Origin of the sequence: Skermanella pratensis, from assembly GCF_008843145.1 — a bacterium.
Taxonomy (GTDB): domain Bacteria; phylum Pseudomonadota; class Alphaproteobacteria; order Azospirillales; family Azospirillaceae; genus Skermanella; species Skermanella pratensis.
In genome coordinates this window covers 3,276,016-3,295,989 of sequence record NZ_CP030265.1, presented here as the reverse complement: position 1 = coordinate 3,295,989, position 19,974 = coordinate 3,276,016, and the positions used below count along the sequence as shown (strand labels likewise).

Sequence of the window (19,974 nt, the reverse complement as noted above, 5' to 3'; positions counted from 1 at the left end):
AGCGCAATGGTGGTAGGGGTGCCGAATTGGGAGAAATCTTAAGCTTCTATTCACCAGTTTGCCCTTCATTAGTCATACGATGTATACAGCGTGGATGGTGAAGCCAACGCCGAACGTAACGCTGTATAACTTTGGGCGACAAAATGCAGATACGCACAACCTGTACTTCGGCAAAAGCATTTGTCGTGCCGGTGTGCTGCATGCCTTGGACTGGACAAGCGGGGGAGTCTCCGCTCGGGGGCATTCATTGCGTATTTTAGCGGCTATTGTCTCGATGTCGGCTATTATGCTGGCTGGTTGCGTTGAGCAGGGGAAGACCGTGCCGCTCCTGATCACCCGTGCGGAACCGCCCCCCGCCAGCGCCGAGGTTTCCCAGGCTCCCGTACCCAGGTCCAAGCCGAAGCCGCCGGTTTCGGCTGCCGCGACCGCCGGCGTTCCCGCCAGCCGCAAGCCGGTGCCCGACGCAGCCGCGTTGAGCCGGGGCACCGCCTTCGCTCCCGATTCAGGCGCCTCCGCCGAGCGCCGCGGCGCCTCGGAAGAGTCCGAGGCGAACGGTGGCTCCGTGGTCATGGTGCCGCCCGCGGCACCCTTGCCGGAGCCGTTGCCGGCGCCCGCCGAAGCGCTGCCGTCCCCGGCTACTCCCGCCGCCCCGGCCCTGGCGCCGGCCGCCCCGCCCTCCGACCATCCCGGACCCAAGGCCCTGGTCGGCCTGGACGAACAGGCCACCGTCCGGCTTCTCGGCGAACCGTCCTGGACCGAGGACGTCCCGCCCGCGAAGTACTGGCAATACGCCACTCCCTCCTGCGTCTTGCGCGTCTTCTTCTTCATGGAGATGACAACGCAGAACTTCCGTGCCCTTTCCTATGAACTGACGAGTAGCGACGATGCCCCCAATGTCCATGAACGGTGCTTCGCACAACTCCTCGCCCAGGCTTCAGGCCGTCAGACGGCCCATGGCAACCGCATCAACTAACCCGGCTGCCGGCGTCGTGCCGTCCAAGGTCGCCCTGGTCGACGACGACGACCTGTTCCGGGAGTCGTTGGGCATGAACCTGGCCGACGAGGGATACGAGGTGATCCCCTTCGACCGCGGCGCTCCGGCGCTCGACTATTTCCTGCGCGGCGGAAACGCCGACGTGGTCCTGCTCGACTGGCGCATGCCCAAGATGGACGGCATCGACGTGCTGCGCCAGCTCCGGGCTAGCGGCATCGAGGTGCCGGTGATCTTCCTGACCGTGCTGTCGGACCAGATCTACGAGGAGGCGGCGCTGGCCGGCGGCGCGGTCGATTTCGTCGAGAAATCCCGGTCGCTGCCGATCCTGCTGAAGCGCATGCAGCTCATCCTGGGCGGGCGCAAGACCGGCCCGGACGAGGGCGATTCCGCCGTGATGCCGGGCGCTCAGCCCGGTGCGGCGCCTGCGGGCGGCGGCAATCCCAACCTGTTCAACCGCGGCGAGCTTGAGCTGCGGCTCGACGGCAGCCGGGCCTTCTGGAAGGGCACCCGGGTCGACCTGACCCTGACCGAGTTCAACATCGTGCGGCTGATGGCGACCCGGCCGGGCGAGGATATCTCCTATCGCGAGATCTACGACCTGGTGCACGGCAAGGGTTTCGTCGCCGGCTACGGTCCGGCCGGATACCGGGCCAATGTCCGCGCCTTCATCAAGCGCATCCGCCAGAAGTTCAGGATGGTCGACGGCGATTTCGACCTGATCGACAACTATCCCGGGTTCGGCTACCGCTGGAGCGACGATCCGGTCGGCGGCGATGCGGACGGCGACGACGATCTGCGGGGGCACGCGGGAGGCTTGAGTTGACGGGGCCCTGGCCGGCGGAGACGGGAGCGGAGTCCTGATGGCCCAGCCGCGGGCAAAGACCGGCGGCCGTTGGCTTCTGCGCTCGCTGGCCAGCCGGCTGGTGCTTGTTTCGGTCGTCTTCATCGCCGTGCCCATCCTGATCTACCAGCAGTTCCGGGCGGCCGACGAGGACAAACAGACCCTGCTTCTCCAGAGTGCCCAGCAACAGGGCCAGCTGATCGCCCGCGCGCTCGAGCCGTTGCTCGCGAAGGCGGATGCCACCCTGCTGACGCGGCTGGGAGAGGAACTCGCCCGGTTCGCCGACGAGAACACCCGGCTGAAGCTGCTGCTTCGGCCGAAGGGGGTTCCGGGTGCCCAGGGCTTCTACTATGTCGGCGCGGCGCCGCAGGCCCCCAACGTGAACCTCGACATCGAGCGCCAGCGCCTGCTGGAACAGGGCATCCTGGCCCGTCTGGCGGATACCTGCAGCGGCAACCAGCCCCTGGCGATCCGGCTACAGACCGCGTCGGGCGCGCTGGAGGTCCTGACTTCCATCACGCCGATCAACAGTCCTTTCGGCTGCTGGGCCGTCGTGACGTCCCATTCGACACCGACATATCTCGGCTCCTCGATCGGCCAGCCCTACTGGCAGACGCCGGAGGTTCAGGCCGCGGCCCTGATCTATCTCGCCATGGCGGCGCTGGTGCTGCTGCTGTTCCTGGGGGTCTGGAGCAACCTGCGGCGCTTCGGCCTGCTGGCCCGCCAGATCGGGAACCATGACGGCAACGGCCGGTCCTCCTTCGCCGAGCAGAACACCGTGCCGGAACTGCGCAGCGTCGCCGAGGATTTCGACCGGCTGGTCGACACCCTGCGCAGCTCGGCCGACAACCTGCGCCGCGCCGCCGAGGACAACGCCCACGCGTTCAAGACGCCGATCGCGGTGATCCGCCAATCGCTGGAGCCCCTGAAGCGGATCATTCCCGGCAGCGACGGGCGGGGGCCGCGGGCCATCGACATGATAGACCGCTCGCTCGACCGGCTGGACGGCCTGGTGTCCTTCGCCCGGCGCATGGACGAGGCCGCGGCCGACCTGCTGGAGCCGCCGCGCCGCAAGGTGGACCTGTCGGAGTTACTGGAGGACATGCTGAGCGGCTATGCCGGCCTGCTGGCGGAACGGCACCTGCACCTCAGGCTTCTGATCACGCCGCACGTCGTCGTGCGGGCCGGCGAGGACCTTCTGGAAACCGTCGTCGAGAACATCGTGGAGAACGCGATCAGCTTCTCCCCAATCGACGGCAGCATCCAGGTACGCCTGGCACGGTCCGGCACCATGGCGGTGCTGACGGTCGAGGACGAAGGTCCCGGGGTCGATCCGTCCAACATCGAGCGCATCTTCGAACGGTATTTTTCGCAGCGCGACGCGACCGACGCGGCGGAACACCGGACACTGGACGCGACGGGCACCGATGGCGGGCGGACGGTGGTTCCCTTCGACCAGCCGGTCCAGCCGGCGGGGACCGGCGACTCGCTCCATTTCGGCATCGGCCTGTGGATCGTCCGGCGGAACATCGAGGCGATCGGCGGTCGGGTCACGGCGAGGAACCGGGACGCCGGAGGATTGTTGATCAGGGTCGACCTGCCGATGGCGCTTTAGCGGTGCGCCCGAAGCGGGTCCGGAGGGGTAGGCACGCGCGGCGGCCATATCACAGCTTTGCCACATGACCACGACGTGTATACCTCTATATCGTGTCAGCTAACGTATACCGAACGGATGGACTGTCATGTCCCTGCCTGATAGCGATGCGACTGGAGTTCAGAAGCCTGCGGTATATCAGTACTCTTTCACGCGCGGGTCCGACCAAGCGGCCGAGCGGGCGGCGGAGACGGCCGACACCGCCGAGCTGGCCCATTCCCTCGAACTGCTGCGCAGCACCAGCCTGCACCTGTCCCTGTTCAAGATCGTCCTGACCGACGTCGACGCGGAGCAGGGGACGATAGCCATGCAGCGGGCTTTCGGCAGGGGCGGCATGTTCGCGTCGCTGGCCGCCGGGGGATTCACGCTGCTGCTGATCGGGACGGACATCGACAGCCGGATCACCAACGCGATGACCGTCCAGTCGATCTATGCGGCACTCGCCGACCTCGGACTGCGCTCGCGCCTGGAGGTGGCCGCCATCCACAGCCCGGCGCCGGAGATCGGGGATCCGGACGACATCCTGCTGCACCTGGCTAACCTGCCGACCGACCAGCATCCCTTCGGCCGAGCCGCCTGAGAAACCCTTTCCGGTCAGCGTCGCCGGTTGACGAGGCCGACGCCGGCGGCGGTGACTGCCATGCCGGACAGCGCCAGCAGACCCAGGCGCTCGTCGAACATCAGGTAGGCTATGACCGCCGTGGCCGGGGGCACGAGATAGAACAGGCTGGCGACCTGTGCCGCGGCGCCACGGCGGATCAGGATGTAGAGCAGGAAAACCGCCCCGACCGAGAGCACCAGCCCGAGCCAGGCGAGAGCGAACAGGAACTCGCCGGTCCACCGGACCTCCATCGTCTCAAACCGCAACGCCAAGGCCAGGAGGGCGACGCTGGTCGCGGCGTACTGGAGGGCGGTCCCGCTCCGCAAGTCCATCCCGCCGCAGAAGCGCTTCTGGTACAGCGTTCCGATGGTGATGCCGACCAGGGCGGCGGCGCACAGCGCCACGCCGGACAAGTAGTCGGCCTGCAGTGACAGATTCTCCCAGACGACCAGCAGGACGCCGCACAGTCCGAGCGCGAGGCCGAGCCACTGCCGGGCGCTGACCGTTTCGCCCAGTATCCGGCCCGACGCCGACGCCGTGAGCAGGGGCTGGAGCCCGACGATCAGCGCCGCAACGCCGGCCGGCAGGCCGTTGGCGATGCCGGTGAAGACTCCGCCGAGATAGACGCCGTGGACCAGCAGGCCGGCCACGACGATGTGGAGCGCCTCGCTCCAGCGGCGCGGCCAGGGCGCGCGGGTCGCCAGCGCCACTACGGCCAGCACGGCCGCCACCAGCGAGAGACGGATCAGCAGGAAGGTCAGTGGCTCCGCATAGGGCAGTCCAAACTTGGCGCCGATGAAGCCCGTGCTCCACAGAAGGACGAAGACCGCCGGGGTCAGCCGCACCCAAACCGGGCGGCCGGTCGGAGCCAGGGAGACTTGTGCCATTGCGCGTCACCTGTCGGGCACCGGTACGGGACGCCCGGTGCAGGCAGCAGGGCTAGCGCTCCGCCGCGGCTTTGGCAATACCGGGATACTCTGCCGGCCGGGGCAGGCAGGGGTCAGGCGACGTGGCGGCCCCGTCGGACGATCCGCCACAGCGGCAGCCGGACGGTGACATGGGTGCCCGCTTGCTCCGCGCTGCGCAGCACCATGGTGCCGCCGTGCAGGCGGACCAGGGACCGGGTCAGCGGCAGTCCCAGGCCGGTTCCCGACGTTTCCTGTTGCAACTTGCCGTTGACCTGTCCGAACGGCTCCATGACGCGGGCAAGGTCCTTCCGGGCGATGCCGATCCCGGTGTCGCTGACGGTGATCGCCACGCGGCCGTCGGGCTCGCACTCGAGCTTCAGGTCGACGGAGCCGCCGCGCGGCGTGAACTTGACGGCATTGGAAAGCAGGTTGAGCAGCACCTGGCGCAGCACCCGCTCGTCGCCGCGCAGGATGGGCAGGTTCGGCGGGATGTGGGTGTTGAACTTCAGCCGCTTGTCGTGCACCGGCTTCTGGATGAAGCGGCCAGCCGCCAGGGCGATCACGGCCAGGTCGATATCCTGCTCGTTCAGCTCGTACTTCCGCGCCTCGATCTTCGAGAGGTCGAGCAGGTCGTTGATCAGGTTCAGCAGATGGGTCCCGCTCGCGTGGATGTCGGTGATGTACTCGCGGTACCGCTCGTTGCCCAATGGGCCGAAGACTTCCTGGTTGATCATTTCGGAAAAGCCGATGACTGCGTTCAGCGGCGTGCGCAACTCGTGGCTCATGCTGGCCAGGAAGTGCGACTTCGCCTTGTTGGCCTGCTCCGCCGCCTCCTTGGCGACGCGCATGTCCTGCACCGCCTTCTCCCGCCGCCTGGTCTCCACCCGCACCCGCTCGAGCACCCGGTTGTAGAGCGTGGCGATCTGCCCGGCCTCGGTTTCCGCGTCCACCTGGACCGGGCGGGAGAAGTCGCCGTCGCGCCTCTGCCGGTCCATCTCCACCAGCAGCCGCAGCAAGGCGGTGTTCGCCCCGTGCTCGGCGACGTTCAGGCCGATCCGCTCGTCCTCCCGCGAGACCCGCAGCGGATACAGGCGGTTGACCAGCGACAGGAGGGCGAGGCCGCCGCCGAACGAGAAGGCGCCGATCGCGCCGATGCCGCCGAGCTGGATGAGGAACTGTTCCCAGCGGGTATGGCCGTTGTTCCACAGCTCCGGCCGGCCGATCAGGGCCACCGCCAGCGTTCCCCAGATCCCGCACATCAGGTGGACGGGGACCGCCGACACGGCGTCGTCGACGCGGACCTCCTCCAGCACACGCATGCCGACGAACAGGATGATCCCGGAAACCGCGCCGATCGCCAGGGCCCCCGCGGGGCCGACCACGTGGCAGGGAGCCGTGATGCCCACCAGGCCGCCCAGCACGCCGTTCATGATGATCTCCACCTTCGGCTTGCGGTGGACGCTCCAGGTGATCAGCAGGGCCGCGAGGCCGCCCGCCACGGGCGCCAGGACGGTGTTGATCAGGATGCGGGGGATCTCCGGGCTCAGCCTGAGCGTGCTGCCTGCATTGAACCCGAACCAGCCGACCCACAGCAGGAAGACGCCGAGCACCGCGACCGGCAGGTTGTGTCCTTCGATCTCCTTGTTCCCGGAGCCGGGCTCGGGACCGAAGCGGCCGGACCGCGGGCCGATCACCAGGATGGCCGCCAGCGCGATCCAGCCGCCGACGCTGTGAACGACGGTCGATCCGGCGAAATCTATGAAACCCAGGGACGCGAGCCAGCCGAAGGCCTGGCCCGTCTCCAGGCCTGCCCAGCTCCAGTGGCCGACCACCGGGTAGATCAGGGTCGAGAGGATGGCGGCGCACAGGAAGTAGCCCGCGAACCGCATGCGTTCCGCCACCGCTCCCGAGACGATCGTGGTGGCCGTGCCGCAGAACATCATCTGGAAGAAGAAGAATGCTCCCGACCAGGGCGTCTCGCCGCCGTCGAACAGGAAGCCGCTGGTGCCGATCAGGCCGGCCCAGCTTGCCCCGAACATCAGGGCGAAGCCGATCAGCCAGAAACTGAAGGCGGCGATCAGGAAATCGACCAGGTTCTTGATGACGACGTTGATGCTGTTCTTGGCACGGACGAGGCCCCCTTCGAGGCACGCGAACCCGGCCTGCATCAGGAAGACGAGGATGGCGGCGACGCTGAGCCAGAGCACGTCCATGTATTGACCCGCCGGATCCATGGTCAGGGGTTCCGTCCGCGGCTTCGTGAAAGCATTCTGTCGAAGTATCCTGGATGCTTGAAGGAACGGCTGTCCGGGCCGGCTTGGCCAGGGATGAACTCTGCCACGGTTCGTTCCCGGACAGATTATGATAGCTTACCCTAAAGATGATTTCATGCGCCGCAAAATTTTGCCGCACCTGCGAAGAAAATATTCGGATGGATCATGAAATCACTATTAAAGCAACGTTAACCAATTATTGGCTAGTGTCGGCCATGCTCCGCATGTCTGTGTCACCACTCGTTCTGCTGCTGGCCCTACTTACCGCAACTTGGGGTTCTTCCGTCGTGGCGGCGTCGCTGTCCGAGATGTCTGGGAGCGGCAGCGCGATGGAAGGGGACGTGCTCACGCTGAACGGCACCATGGTGCGCCTGCGCGGGATCGATGCTCCGGATGCCGGGCAGATCTGCCGATCCCTGCGCGGGGTCGAGTACGACTGCTTCGCCGCGTCCCGCGACCAGCTGCAATCCATGCTGGACCTGGGGCCGGTGACCTGCAGGGTCAGCGAACTGGACCGTTCGCAGCAGCGTGTCGGCGTTTGCAGGGTCCTGGGGAAGGATCTGGCGGCGGCGATGCTCGTGCGGGGCTGGGCCTTCGCCTACAGCCATCTCAGCCATGACTATCACGGGCTCGAAGCCCGGGCGCAGTCGCGCCGCGCGGGCATGTGGGCCGGACGGGTCGAGGCGCCCTGGCTCTGGCGGACGCGCAAGCTCAATGAGAAGGGTGTCTCCGAACGTTAATCAAACTTAACTTGATGACAGGGCTTGCTCCGGTGCCTAATGTGTCTTCCGCTCACCGGTGGAAGGACCGAGGAAAGCAAGGCCAATGCGTGTCTATGCACGGGAATTGAACGAGCATCTGCCGAGCCTCCGACGGTACGCGCGCGCCCTGACCGGGTCGGTCGAGCGGGGTGACGACTTGGTGACGCGCTGCGTCGAAATCGCCGTCATGGCGCCGACCCGCTTCGGCGTGCCGCTGGCATACGCCGGCGGCCTCTACGCTCTCCTGCATGCATTGTTCGACCAGGACGGGGAGGGCAGGCCGGACAAGTCGCCGCACCCGATCGAGCGGGCGCTGGCCCGCCGGCCGGAGATCGAGAGGCGGCTTTACCTGCTGGTCGCCCTGGAGGACCTCCCCGTCGTGGAGGCCGCCAAACTGGTCGACCTGACCGTCGCACAGGCGACGGAGAAGCTGACCGCGGTCCGGGAATTCCTGCGGCTCGCAATGACCGCGCGGGTGCTGGTGGTCGAGGACAATGCCCTCGCCGCGGTGGATCTCAGCGAGATGATCAGCGATATGGGGCACGTCGTCTGCGGAACGGCCGCGACGGAGCCAGAGGCCCTGGCGCTTGCAAATGCGGAAAGCCCCACGCTGGCGGTGCTCGATATCCGCCTGGCGCGCGGCGGAAGCGGCATATCGGTGGCGCGGATGCTGCGCGACCGTTTCGCCGTCCCGGTGATCTTCGTGACAGCCTACGCCGGCGACCTGCGCCTTCTCGACGAGGAGGGTCTGGGGCCGGTCATCCGAAAGCCCTATACGACCACCGCGGTCCGGGACGCCATCTCGCAGGCGGTGTTCGCGCCGATGCCCGAGATGCTTCTGCATTGACGCTCGGCTGCCATGACGGAAAAGGATCGCCGCGGCCGATGCCGGGGCGATCCCATGTCCTTCTTCGAACCTGCCGGGCGTCAGACCGCCCGGGAACGGCCGGCGATCATGCGGTAGATCGCCAGGATGATGACCGCGCCGACCACGGCGCCGATGAATCCGGCCCCTTCGCCGGCCCGGTACCAGCCGACGGCCTGGCCCAGATAGGTCGCCACGAAGGCTCCGGCGATGCCGAGCAGGATCGTGATGATGAAGCCGCCGGGGTCGCGGCCCGGCATCAGGAACTTGGCGACGATGCCGGCCAACAGGCCGATGATGATTGTACCGATGATGCCCATAGTGTCGATCCCTTTGGATTTGCCCCTTTGATGACCCAGTAACGGCTGAACAGGTCGCGGAGTTCAAAACCAAGTCGCATCGATGTCCCGGCTATGGCGGGGTAACATCGTCGGGGATTGCCGGCGGGCGGCGCCGGCGGCATGCGTCGGAACAATATTTCACCTCTTCCCAGACGGCGGCCCATTTCCGTCGCCAGGCGAACGGCCGGCCGCAGGCGGCACAGGATTTGGTCGGCAGGTCGCCCTTGCGCCGCATCCCGCGCTGAATGGGGCCGGTACGCCGGACCGCCGCCATTGCGGTCAGGTCCGCTCGGGCGGGAGCGCGATGGGATGTTGCAACTCGTAGGCCCGCGCCGCCCGCAGCACGAGGTCGTCCCTGTGCATCGGCCCGACGATCTGCAGCCCGACCGGCAGGCCCGCCGCGGTCAGGCCGCAGGGGATCGAGGCGGCAGGCTGCTGGGTGAGGTTGAACGGATAGCTGAACGGGGTCCAGTCGATCCAGCCGGTCTCGTCCGGACGGCTGGGCTCGTTCTGGCCGGCTTCGAAGGCCGGGATCGGCATGGCCGGCGTCAGCAGGATATCGTAGCGCTGGTGGAAGAGGCTCATCTGCATGCCGAGGCGGGCGCGCGCCAGGACGGCCCGCTGATAGTCCAGCAGGGAAAGCGATGCGCCCGCGCTTTCGAACCCGCGGAGATGCGGGTCCATCAGGGCCTTCTGCTCCTCGGTGAAGCCGGCCATCACGGTGGCGGCGCCGGTGGACCAGTGGGCGAAGAAAACATCGGTGACGTCCGGCATGTCGAGCGTCACTTCCTCGACCTCGGCGCCCAGGTCCGTGAACTCCCCGGCAGCGCGCCGGACAAGGGCGGCGACTTCAGGGTCCACCGGCGCGCCGTTCAGCGTCGGCGCGAAGGCGACCTTCAGTCCGGCCACGCCGTCGTCCAGCCCCGCCAGGTAATCCTTGTCGGCGGGGGGCAGGGCGTACCAGTCGCGCGGGTCGGGGCATGCCAGGACCCGGAGCATCAGCGCCGCGTCGGGAACGGTCCTGGTCATCGGACCGACATGGGAGACCGTGCCGAAGGGACTCGCCGGATATGCCGGAACCCGGCCGAAGCTCGGTTTCAGTCCGAAGATGCCGGTGAACGACGCGGGAATGCGGATCGACCCGCCACCGTCGGTACCGACATGCAGCGCTCCCATGCCGGTGGCCGCCGCCACCGCGGCGCCTCCGCTCGACCCGCCGGGCGTCATGGCCGGATTCCAAGGGTTGCGGGTGATTCCGGTCAGCGGGCTGTCGGTCACGCCTTTGTGTCCCAGTTCCGGAGTCGTCGTCTTTCCCAACAGGATCGCACCCTGTTCGCGCAGCCTGGCTGTCGCCGGCGCATCCTCCTCCCACTGCTGGTCGGGCATGATCGCCTTGCTGCCCCGCAGGGTCGGCCACCCCTTGGTCAGGAGGAGGTCCTTGATGGTTGCCGGAACGCCGTCCACCAGGCCCAAAGGCTTGCCTTTCAGCCAGCGCTCCTCGCTGGCGCGCGCCGACTCCATCGCCGCATCGCCGTCGACCAGGGTAAAGGCGTTGAGTTCGGCATCGATGGCGGCGATGCGGTCGAGGCAGGCTTGGGTGACTTCCACGGGGGAAAGCCGGCGGCTTCGATAGAGAACCAGAAGTTCAGTGGCGGATAGCAGGGCCGGATCATTCTTCATAGTGGAGTATGCCGATATTTGTGCGGAACGAGGGGTGCGTCATTTAGTCTAGTTCGCGGATGCTGATGTCACCAAGCCGTAATCGTTCCATGCATTGAAGCGTTAACGAAGCTCCCTTATGCTGCGCCGCACAAACAAACCTGCGGGTCGATAAGGAGCCTGAATGTCGCTCATTACCTTGGAAGGCAAGCGCGGCTTGGTGGTCGGCATTGCCAATGACAGCAGCATCGCTTACGGCTGCGCCAAGGCCTTCCGGGCGCTCGGCGCCGAGTTGGCGGTGACATATCTCAACGCCAAGGCCGAGCGGCACGTCAAGCCGCTGGCCGACGAGCTGGAAGCCTCGCTGTTCCTGCCGCTCGACGTTCGGGAGGAAGGCGAACTGGAGGCCGTGTTCTCCGCGATCGGGGAGAAATGGGGCAAGCTCGACTTCGTGCTCCATTCCATCGCCTTCGCCCCGAAGGAAGACCTGCACGCCCGCGTCGTCGATGCTTCGCGCGAGGGTTTCCTGCTGGCCATGGACGTCTCCTGCCACTCCTTCGTGCGGATGGCCAAGCTGGCGGAGCCGCTGATGACCGATGGCGGATGCCTGCAGACGGTATCCTTCTACGGCGGTGAGAAAGTAGTCGAGCACTACAACCTGATGGGGCCGGTCAAGGCCGCCCTGGAAAGCGTGACCCGCTACATGGCGGCCGAGCTGGGGACCAAGGGCATCCGCGTCCATGCCCTGTCGCCCGGCCCGCTGGCGACCCGCGCGGCGTCCGGCATCGACCGCTTCGACGAGCTGATGGCCCGGGTCACGGAACGCGCCCCGACTCACCATCTGGTCACCATCGAGGATGTCGGCGCCTACGCGGCGTTCCTGGCGAGCGACGCCGCCAAGTCGCTGACCGGGTCGGTCGCCTTCATCGACGGCGGCTACAACATCGTCGGGTGAACCCCGGCAGCTGATGGTAGTCTCCCCTCTCCCCAGCCCGGGGAGAGGGGAGAACCATGACCGCTGAACCGCGCCTCGCGCAGATTCTCGATTTCCTTCTGCTGATCGACCGTTTCAAGACGATCGAGCGGCGTGGCTACATAGCCGACGGCTCGCGCCGCGAGACGGATGCGGAGCATACTTGGCATATGGGGCTGTTCGCCCTGTTGCTTCACAAGGAACTCGGATTCGAGGTCGACCTGGGACGCGTCCTCACGCTGGTCCTGGTCCATGACCTGGTAGAGATCCATGCCGGGGACACCTACGCTTACGACGAGGCCGGCTGCGTCGGGCAGGCCGAGCGGGAAATCGCCGCGGCGGAGCGCCTGTTCGCCGAACTGCCGCCGGACCTGGGGGCCGGCCTGCACGCCTGGTGGCGGGAGTTCGAGGCCGGCGAAACGCCCGAAGCGCGGTTCGCCAAGGCGATCGATCGGCTCCAGGGCTTCGCGCAGAACTACAATTCGGGCGGACGGGCATGGCGGGAGAACGGCATCGCGCGGGAACGGACCTACCAGCGAACCGGCTTGCCGATGGCGGCCGACCCGGCGCTGAGAACCATCGTGGAGGAATTGTACCGGCGCGCCGACCGGGAAGGATTATGGCCGGGTGATGCTTCCTCGCCGTAACGGGCGGGTGGGGCCGGCCGAGGCGGGGGGTGATGCCGTGCGGTCGGTCCTTGGGCCCGACGCTCGGGGTCGATGCCCCGGCCGCACTCCCCTAATAATATGCCACGCGCTGTCGCCGGCCTTCAGCATGATCCCACGACCACTCCACCAACGCCGATACGAAACGCTCCAGTACTGGCCGAACCGACGCGGCAAGGTCGCTGCGGTACCGGAAAGGCGAGGTTTCATCCATATAGGTGCCCTGGTTTATCTCGAGCTGGACGACATGGATGTTGTCTTCCGGCCGGCCGTAGTGACGGGCGATGTAGCCGCCTGCCGAGCGCGGGTCGAACAGGGACGTGAAATTGTCCGTACAGGCCAGCACGTTGAACAGGCGCCTGGAGAGATGGGGGCTGGCGCTGGTGTCGTCGGCCGTGACCAGGTTGAAGTCGCTCGGACCGTGAGGCTGGGTATCGCCGGCGGTTCTGGCTGAGTGCGCGTCCAACAGGACCGCGACGCCGAAGCGATCCTTCAAGGCGGCCAGTTCAGCCTGGAGCTGGCGATGGTAGGGGTGCCAGTAGGTCGTGATCCGGCGCCTGACTTCCACCGCGTCGGGCTGGCAACCATCCAGGTAGAGGGGAAGGTCGTCGGCCGTTCCGGTGGGGCATAGCTCGGTGAAGCCGCGACCGACGGAAAGTCCGTTCCGCGACGGATCGCGGTTGAGGTCGATCACGTAGCGCGACTGGGTCGCCGCGAGAAAGCCTGCGCCGAGAGCCGGGGCGAAATTGTAAAGACGATCCAGATGCCAGTCCGTATCCGGCACCTGATGCGCCAGATCGGTCATCCCGACGGCGATTTCCCGGGGAAGGTCGGTGCCCACATGGGGCAGGCTGATCAGTACCGGAGTTTCTCCGGGTTGGAATCGGTAACTCTCCATCGGTTCCTCACATCCCGCGAACCCCCGGGTCGGGGCGGGGCAGCCAGAAGAAGACTTGGCAGGTTGTCGGCAGCGGTCATCCGATCCGCTGTCCGGCTATGACCAAAGCACTATCGATGAAGATCGTTCGGGGGTCAAACGATATGTAGATTTTGTTAAGCGGTTGCAGGCCCGCTCGGGTCCCCATGCCGCAGCGTTCAGGTCTCGAGATCCGGCTCGCTTTCGGCGACGTGGTCGACCATGTCGGACAACACCCGGCGGATATGCTCGTCGGTGATCAGGTAGAAGACGCGGTTGCCGCGCCGCTCGGCCTGGATCAGGCGCCCGGCCCGCAGGAGACGCAGGTGGTGGCTTACCAGCGACGCCGAAAGCCCGAGCTGGCTCGCCATGTCGCCGACCGATGCGGGAGTTTCCAGACAGGCAAGGATGATCCGCAGCCGGCTCGGGTCGCTCATCAGGCGGAACATGTCCGCCAACTCGGTGGTCTGATCCTCCGAAAGACGCAGGTGGGCGGGGAGATCCTTGGCGGAGGTATGCTTCAGCATGGAATAGGTCCGATCCGGCGGTTCAATACTTAGAGATCAGGTTTCCGCCGCCCGGTATCAAGGCCGACGTTACGGGCATCAATCGACCAGGAGAGACCAGGTACGGTCGCTCAAAGGCATCGTCCCGGCCACGGCGGCTACCGTTTCGCCGGCCGCCGCCATCTTCATCTGCGTCCGGGACCACAACAGGCCGGAGGTCCGGCTGACCAGGGGAGTCCGTGCCGCCCGCGGGTCCTCCGCCGTCGGATCGACGATTTCCCCGATCACCTCGCCGGCCTTGACGAAATCGCCGATCTCCCGCCGGAAGGCGACGACTCCGGGGAGAGGGGCGATCAGCCGGTCGACGCCCGACAACGGCGTCGCCGCGCAGCGTGCCGGCGGGACCGGGCCGGGAGGCCCGGCGGCCAGACCGCGGCGCTGAAGGAAACGGAGGATGTTGTCCGCATCGGAAGCGGCGGTCCCATCCTCGACATCGGACTTCCCGCGCAGCTCCACCGTCGCGGAGAGGCAGGCGGACGGCACCGGGAACCGGTCGCCGAAGCGGAGCCTCAGCTTCCACCAGGGCATGGAGCAGGCTTCGTCGAACGGATCGCCGCCGCTGTCGCCGGCCAGCATCACCGCCCGGCAGCCCAACTGGGCAGCGAGGTCGGCGGCCTCCGGCCAGAGATCGTCGGAGACGTACATATGCATCAGCGAGTCGAGGTCGCAGTGCAGGTCCAGGACGATATCGGCGTCGACCGCCATGGTCAGCAGCATCCGGCGCAGTTCCTGGACGTCGTTCACCGAGCGGACTTCCCCCAGGGCGTCGAGCAGCGCCGCCCGGATGGCGGCGACGTTTTCCGCCGCGTCGGCACCGAGCCTGTCCTCGAGCAGCGGTGCGACCGTCTCGACCAAATCGGCGAAGCCGCGGTTGAAATTCTGTCCCTGTTCCAGGGAGCTGCGGCCGTGGAGGCGGCCGGCCAGGTACTGGTCCAGCCCGATCGGGTTCGCCACCGGCACGACGATGATCTCCCCGCGAATGGTGCCGTCCCGGCCCGCCTCGTCGAGGCGCGCGATCAGGTGGTGCGCGACCAGCATGCCGGGGATTTCGTCCGCATGCAGCCCCGCCTGGATATAGGCCTTGGGGCGCGCGCCGGGCGTGCCGTAGCGATGCACGGTGATCTGTCTTGCCGTTCCGAGGTGCTGCGCGGGCAAGGGGAGGGTGACGGTGGTCTTGGGCATGGAGCATCCGATACCGGGTTCTATCCCGGCAATCTAAGCGACGCGGCCCGCCCGGGCACAAGGAGGATTTTTCGGCTCCGGATGGATCAGGACAGGGCGGGCGCGGATTCCGACGGCAGCGACTCGAGGAATGCCTCAAGCCGCTGCCGGGAGGTCTCGAACAGCTCCTCCACGTCCCGAAGCATCACCCGGACTTTCTCATCCCCGTCGGCGCCCTCACCGGCACCTTCGGCCTCCTGCCTCAGGTCCGATGCGACGGCTGCGAGTCGGGCGAGGCCCAGGTTGGACGAGGCCCCTTTGAGCTGGTGGGCATGACGGTCGAAGGCCTCGTGGTCGCCGCTCTCCGCCGCTTCGCGCAGCCCCTTGAGGGTCGCGGCATGACTGCTGAAGAACTGTCCTGCGAGCCCGCGGTACTCCTCCAGCCCGATCACCGCCAGCAATTCCCGGATGCCTTCCTCGTCCAGCAGCTTCGCGTCCAGCAGATCCGGGGGCGCGTCGGCGCTGTCGGCCCCCGGCGCGGACCGGTCGGCGGGATGGGATGTGGCGAAGCCGATCGATCCCCATTTCTCGATCATGTCCACCAGGATCTGCTGGTGGACCGGCTTTGCGATATAGTCGTCCATACCGGCGGCCAGACAGCGCTCGCAGTCGGACGGAAGCGCATTCGCCGTCATGGCGATGATCGGAATCCGCCGCTTTTCGCCGGGCAGGGCGCGAATAGCGGCGGTCGCCTCGAAGCCGTCCATCTCGGGCATCTGCACGTCCATCAGGACGATGTCGTAAGCCTTCGACCGCACCGCATCCACTGCCTCGGCGCCATTGTTCGCGATATCGACCGCGTGGCCCATCTTGCGGAGCCGCCGCGCCGCGACCTGCTGGTTTATCTGGTTGTCCTCCGCCAGCAGTATGGTCAGGAGTCGCTTCGACGCACCGGAAGCCGCCGCCGGGCCGGCCGCCTGGGACGATTCGGTCACGGCGGGGGGGACCGCCGGCCCGGGATGGGCGGCCCGGGACAGCTGGTCGAACAGGTAATGACAGCGGATCGGCTTCATAACCGTCGCCGCGGCTCCGGCGGCCTGGGCGTTGACGCGCAGCTCCTCCGACCCGTCGCTCGACGCCAGGATCGCCACCACCCCGGCGGCGATCGGGTCGGCCTTCAGGGCGCGGACGAGGTCGACGCCGGTCATCCCGGGCATCATCTGGTCGATGATCGCCATGTCGTAGGGGCGGCCGGACAGGCCCGCCCCGGCCAGCATGGCGAGTGCCTCGGCACCGGAGGACGCCGTGTCGGCGACCATGCCCCATGACTCGAGCTGGCGCTGAAGCAGATCGCGGTTGATCGGGAGATCGTCCACCACCAGGGTCCGCTTGCCGGTCATCTCCATGCCGGCCCTTCCCGAGACGCGGCCGACGCCGTCGGCGACAGGGGTGAGCGGGATCTCGATGGTGAAGACGCTGCCCTTCCGGTGCTCGCTGCGCACGCTGATCGTTCCGCCCAGCAGGTCGATCAACCGCTTCGAGATGGCGAGGCCCAGGCCGGTCCCCCCGAACCGCCGGGTCGCGGAGGAGTCCACCTGGGTGAACATGGTGAAGAGACGGGGCAGGGCCTCCGCCGGGATGCCGATGCCGGTATCGGTAACCTCGAAGCGGACGATCACCTGCCCGTTCGCCTCGCCGACCTTGCCGGCGACCAGCGAGACCCAGCCGGTTTCCGTGAACTTGACGGCATTGCCGGCCAGGTTGAGCAGGATCTGGCGGATGCGTCCGGGGTCGCTGCGGAACACCCCCTGGAGGTCAGCCGGGACCAGGTAGGCCAGTTCGATCCGCTTGCCGCTGGCGCGGGGCGCCAGGATCGCCAGGACGCTCTCGACCAGTTGGAGAAGCTCGAAATCGATTTCGTCGAGCGTGAAGCGGTTTGCCTCCATCTTGGAGAAATCGAGTATGTCGTTGATGATCGTCAGCAGCGCTTCCCCGGATTCCTGGATGATCTCGGCATAGCGGCGCTGTTCCTCCTCCAGCTTGGTGTCGAGCAGCAGGCCGGTCATGCCGATCACGCCGTTCATGGGCGTCCGGATCTCGTGGCTCATGGTCGCCAGGAACTCCGACTTGGCGCGGTTGGCGATCTCGGCCTCCTCCTTGGCCTTGCGCAGGTCGGCCTCGTTGCGCTTGCGCTCGGTGATGTCGCGCAGCTCGGTGACGCAGGCGTCGACGCCGCGGAACGGGATCGGGCGCGAGCGCAGCTCCACCGGGTAGCACGTCCCGTCCCGCCGAAGCCCGGAGGCATCGCAGGGCTCGGCGGAGCCGGTCAGGACCGGCACCGAGACGCGTGCCCGGTCGGCCGGCTCGATCAGGTTCAGGACGCTGCGGCCGATCAGGTCGTCGTAGGAGAACCCGGTGGAGGCGCACAGCGCCTGGTTCGCCTCCAGGATGACACCCCGCTGATGGATCGCGATGCCGGTGAAGGACGCCTCGTGGAGGGCGCGGAACCGTTTCTCGCTCTCCCGCAGGGCCGCCTCCGACTGCCGGCGCGCCTCGTGCCCGTCCATGAAGGCGTTGAACCAGCGCGTCAGGTCGGCCACCTCGCCGCTGCCGAGGACGGGCAGCCGCTCGCCGGGACTGGAACCTCCCTGGCCGGAGACGTCCGGGCCTGAGCCGTCCTGGAGAGACTGGAACCGCGACGTTATCCGTCGGATCGGCGCCACGACGCTGCGCGAATAGGACATCGCCGCCAGCAGGGCCACGGCCAGGCACACGACCATCACGCCCGCGGTGACCCGGCCGATCGTGCCGACATGCCGGTTGAGCGACTCCAGTTCGACGACCTGGGCGATCAGCCAGCCGGTGCGCTCGGAACGCAGATACGTCACGACCACCGGCCGGCCGGCGATCGGGTGGGTGAAGCTGCCGGCCTCTCCCGAGAATCCTTCCGCAAAGGACGCGTTCAGCCGTTCGCCGATCAGGCTGCGGTCGGGATGGTAGATGATCCGCCGGGCGGCGTCGGCCAGCAGCATGTGCGACGAGGCTTCCGTCTCGCTGTCGCGGAAATGCCGGTAGAGCAGGTCCACGCTGTAGTTGACCACAAGGAGCGCCACGGGCCGGTCGCGCAGGGTGGCCCGGTCGAAGCTTCGCATCACCTTGGCCGCGGTGATGACCTTGCGGTGACTCGAACTGGCGTTGACGTTGTCCTCGATCCCTGCCCAGTGGACCGTGCTGGAGCTGGCCAGCGCCTCGTCGTAGATGCGCTCCCGGACGTCCTTCCGGATGTGCCCGACGTCGAGCGTGTCGCCCACATGGTAGTGGGTGCCGTCGGTGGTGAATATGTCGATCGAGACCAGCCCCTTGATGTTCAGGTAGCTGTTCAGGATGTAGCCGATGCGGGCCTGGGTCGCGAGGTTCGTGAAGCTGTCGCGCGCGGTGCCGTCCTGCTTGAGCGCGTCGGCGATCGCGTCCACGCCCGAGATGTTCGCGATCAGGCTCTCGACCTGGTCCATCTGGACGTGCAGGTGGTCGCGCTGGGCGCGGACCTGTTCGGCCGCATGGCGGTTCGCCTCGGTCGCCAGGATCGAGCGGGAGACCTCGATCGCGGTCAGCCCGATCGCAAGGATCGGCAGGAAGCTGAGGAACATCAGGTAGGCGATGAACCTCAGCGTGATGTTCAACCTCACGCGGGACAGCCACATCGCGGCGTCACGGCCTCTCTGGACGTGCCGTGACGACGCGCACCTCGACCATCGTCTCCAGCGGCACCGCCTCGCGGGAAATCATCCGGTTGGCGTAGACGACGCCCAGATAGCCCTGGCGGCCGGCCTGCTGGTCTACGGTCGCGACCAGGGTGCCGCCCTTGACCGCCTCGACGGCGTCGTTCAGGGCATCGTATCCGGCGATCCTGACATCCCGCCGCCCCGCCTCCTGGACATATCTCGCGGCGCCGAGCGCCATCATGTCGTTGGCGCAGAACAGCAGCGAAATGCCGGGCTCGCGCTCGAACATCGACTTGGCGACATCGTACGCCTCGTCGATCTTCCAGTCCGCGCTTTCCTGGGCGACCACGGTGATCGCCGGGTTCGTCGCGAAGGCCCGCAGGGCCCCGGCCTTGCGTGCCTCGGCGTTGGCGGCGCTCCGGATGCCCTCGATGATCGCGGCTTTCGCCGGCTCGGCGACGCCCTCGGCCAGGGCCATCCCGGCGAGATAGGCGCCGTTCTCGTTGTCGACGCTGATGAAGGGTACCGGGGCCATCCCGACATTCTGCGCGAACTCGGCGTCCAGGCGGTTGTCTATGTTGACCACCGCCAAGCCCGCTGCCTGCGCCCGCTTGAGCACCGGGATCAGCTTGACGCTGTCGCCGGGCGCAATGACGATCGCGTCGACCTTCTGCCGGATCAGTTCCTCGACGATGGCGACCTGCTGTTCGATGGAAGTCTCCTGCGCCGCGGTCTTGACCAGCAGTTCGACCCCGAGCTCCGACTCGGCCGCACGGGCCCCGCGTTCCATTTCGATGAAGAAAGGATTGGTCAGGGTCTTCATGACCAGGGCGATCCGGTGTCGTTCCGGCACCGGATCGGCCGGCTGGGCGGCGCTCTCCTTCCGGTCGGCGATGGAGCCTTTGTCGGCCGGCTTGGGGTCGTCGCAGGCGGTCAGCCAGACGGTCGCGAAGACCGCGGCAAGCAATCCGCTCAAGGCCCTCGCAGTCGTCCTCAGCAGCGGACGCGGCTCCCGGTATGGGGTTGTGACGGCGGAAGTCCCTGCGATGCCCATCTTTGCCTCTCTGTCCGGGT

General features: G+C 67.1%; 18 protein-coding genes. 8 read left to right on the top strand and 10 right to left on the bottom strand.

Translation table 11 applies throughout. The features are described from left to right. The first annotated feature begins 319 nt into the window (after positions 1-319). The 4 genes from DPR14_RS14975 to DPR14_RS14960 all read left to right on the top strand — a co-directional run bounded on the left by DPR14_RS14975 (position 320) and on the right by DPR14_RS14960 (position 4,069). Positions 320-973 carry a hypothetical protein gene (locus tag DPR14_RS14975; RefSeq protein ID WP_158045859.1) on the top strand — a complete coding sequence of 218 codons (654 nt, stop codon included), beginning with the start codon at positions 320-322 and terminating at the stop codon, positions 971-973. Then, positions 954-1,817 (top strand): response regulator transcription factor, encoded by an 864-nt coding sequence (locus DPR14_RS14970; protein ID WP_246148187.1) that lies wholly within the window; start codon positions 954-956, stop codon positions 1,815-1,817. Before DPR14_RS14975 ends, DPR14_RS14970 begins: the two co-directional genes overlap by 20 nt. A 37-nt stretch (positions 1,818-1,854) precedes the next feature. Beyond that, positions 1,855-3,450 (top strand): sensor histidine kinase, encoded by a 1,596-nt coding sequence (locus DPR14_RS14965; RefSeq protein WP_158045857.1) that lies wholly within the window; start codon positions 1,855-1,857, stop codon positions 3,448-3,450. A 127-nt stretch (positions 3,451-3,577) separates the two neighbouring features. Beyond that, entirely contained in the window at positions 3,578-4,069 is a 492-nt protein-coding gene (locus tag DPR14_RS14960; protein ID WP_158045856.1) for a hypothetical protein, read from the top strand. Positions 4,070-4,083: 14 nt separating this feature from the next. Here DPR14_RS14960 and DPR14_RS14955 read toward each other — a convergent pair whose 3' ends face one another. Together DPR14_RS14955 and amt are read right to left on the bottom strand one after the other, a co-directional pair. Beyond that, positions 4,084-4,977: a DMT family transporter gene (locus DPR14_RS14955; protein ID WP_158045855.1), complete on the bottom strand. Its 894-nt coding sequence runs from the start codon at positions 4,975-4,977 to the stop codon at positions 4,084-4,086. Between the two features lie 113 nt (positions 4,978-5,090). Further along, positions 5,091-7,232 (bottom strand): ammonium transporter, encoded by a 2,142-nt coding sequence (amt, locus tag DPR14_RS14950; protein ID WP_158045854.1) that lies wholly within the window; start codon positions 7,230-7,232, stop codon positions 5,091-5,093. A gap of 368 nt (positions 7,233-7,600) precedes the next feature. Between amt and DPR14_RS14945 the strand changes: the two genes are divergently transcribed. Together DPR14_RS14945 and DPR14_RS14940 are read left to right on the top strand one after the other, a co-directional pair. Next, positions 7,601-8,011, top strand: coding sequence for a thermonuclease family protein (locus DPR14_RS14945; protein WP_158045853.1), 411 nt, complete (start codon positions 7,601-7,603; stop codon positions 8,009-8,011). Between the two features lie 85 nt (positions 8,012-8,096). Continuing rightward, positions 8,097-8,879, top strand: a complete 783-nt coding sequence (locus DPR14_RS14940; protein WP_158045852.1) for a response regulator — start codon at positions 8,097-8,099, stop codon at positions 8,877-8,879. Positions 8,880-8,959: 80 nt separating this feature from the next. Here DPR14_RS14940 and DPR14_RS14935 read toward each other — a convergent pair whose 3' ends face one another. The 3 genes from DPR14_RS14935 to DPR14_RS14925 all read right to left on the bottom strand — a co-directional run bounded on the left by DPR14_RS14935 (position 8,960) and on the right by DPR14_RS14925 (position 10,918). Continuing rightward, complete coding sequence (locus DPR14_RS14935; protein ID WP_158045851.1) at positions 8,960-9,217, bottom strand: GlsB/YeaQ/YmgE family stress response membrane protein; 258 nt, start codon at positions 9,215-9,217, stop codon at positions 8,960-8,962. 91 nt (positions 9,218-9,308) lie between these two features. Further along, positions 9,309-9,473 carry a DUF2256 domain-containing protein gene (locus tag DPR14_RS14930; protein WP_158048159.1) on the bottom strand — a complete coding sequence of 55 codons (165 nt, stop codon included), beginning with the start codon at positions 9,471-9,473 and terminating at the stop codon, positions 9,309-9,311. A gap of 44 nt (positions 9,474-9,517) precedes the next feature. Further along, positions 9,518-10,918: an amidase gene (locus DPR14_RS14925; protein WP_158045850.1), complete on the bottom strand. Its 1,401-nt coding sequence runs from the start codon at positions 10,916-10,918 to the stop codon at positions 9,518-9,520. Between the two features lie 163 nt (positions 10,919-11,081). Here DPR14_RS14925 and fabI point away from each other — a divergent pair, with 163 nt between their 5' ends. Next, the gene (fabI, locus tag DPR14_RS14920; protein WP_192498957.1) at positions 11,082-11,852 is read left to right on the top strand and encodes an enoyl-ACP reductase FabI; all 771 of its coding nucleotides are present in this window, start codon (positions 11,082-11,084) and stop codon (positions 11,850-11,852) included. Between the two features lie 56 nt (positions 11,853-11,908). Further along, complete coding sequence (locus tag DPR14_RS14915) at positions 11,909-12,517, top strand: HD domain-containing protein (RefSeq protein WP_158045849.1); 609 nt, start codon at positions 11,909-11,911, stop codon at positions 12,515-12,517. Positions 12,518-12,608: 91 nt separating this feature from the next. Here DPR14_RS14915 and DPR14_RS14910 read toward each other — a convergent pair whose 3' ends face one another. The 5 genes from DPR14_RS14910 to DPR14_RS14890 form a co-directional block, all read right to left on the bottom strand. Next, positions 12,609-13,433 carry an N-formylglutamate amidohydrolase gene (locus DPR14_RS14910; protein ID WP_158045848.1) on the bottom strand — a complete coding sequence of 275 codons (825 nt, stop codon included), beginning with the start codon at positions 13,431-13,433 and terminating at the stop codon, positions 12,609-12,611. Positions 13,434-13,630: 197 nt separating this feature from the next. Further along, positions 13,631-13,978: an ArsR/SmtB family transcription factor gene (locus DPR14_RS14905; protein WP_158045847.1), complete on the bottom strand. Its 348-nt coding sequence runs from the start codon at positions 13,976-13,978 to the stop codon at positions 13,631-13,633. Positions 13,979-14,056: 78 nt separating this feature from the next. Further along, positions 14,057-15,199, bottom strand: coding sequence for a succinylglutamate desuccinylase/aspartoacylase family protein (locus DPR14_RS14900; protein WP_158045846.1), 1,143 nt, complete (start codon positions 15,197-15,199; stop codon positions 14,057-14,059). Between the two features lie 86 nt (positions 15,200-15,285). Further along, a complete protein-coding gene (locus DPR14_RS14895) occupies positions 15,286-18,879 on the bottom strand; it encodes a response regulator (protein WP_158045845.1) in 3,594 nt (1,197 codons plus the stop codon). A 7-nt stretch (positions 18,880-18,886) separates the two neighbouring features. Beyond that, the gene (locus tag DPR14_RS14890) at positions 18,887-19,876 is read right to left on the bottom strand and encodes a sugar ABC transporter substrate-binding protein (protein ID WP_211103779.1); all 990 of its coding nucleotides are present in this window, start codon (positions 19,874-19,876) and stop codon (positions 18,887-18,889) included. Positions 19,877-19,974 lie beyond the last annotated feature (98 nt).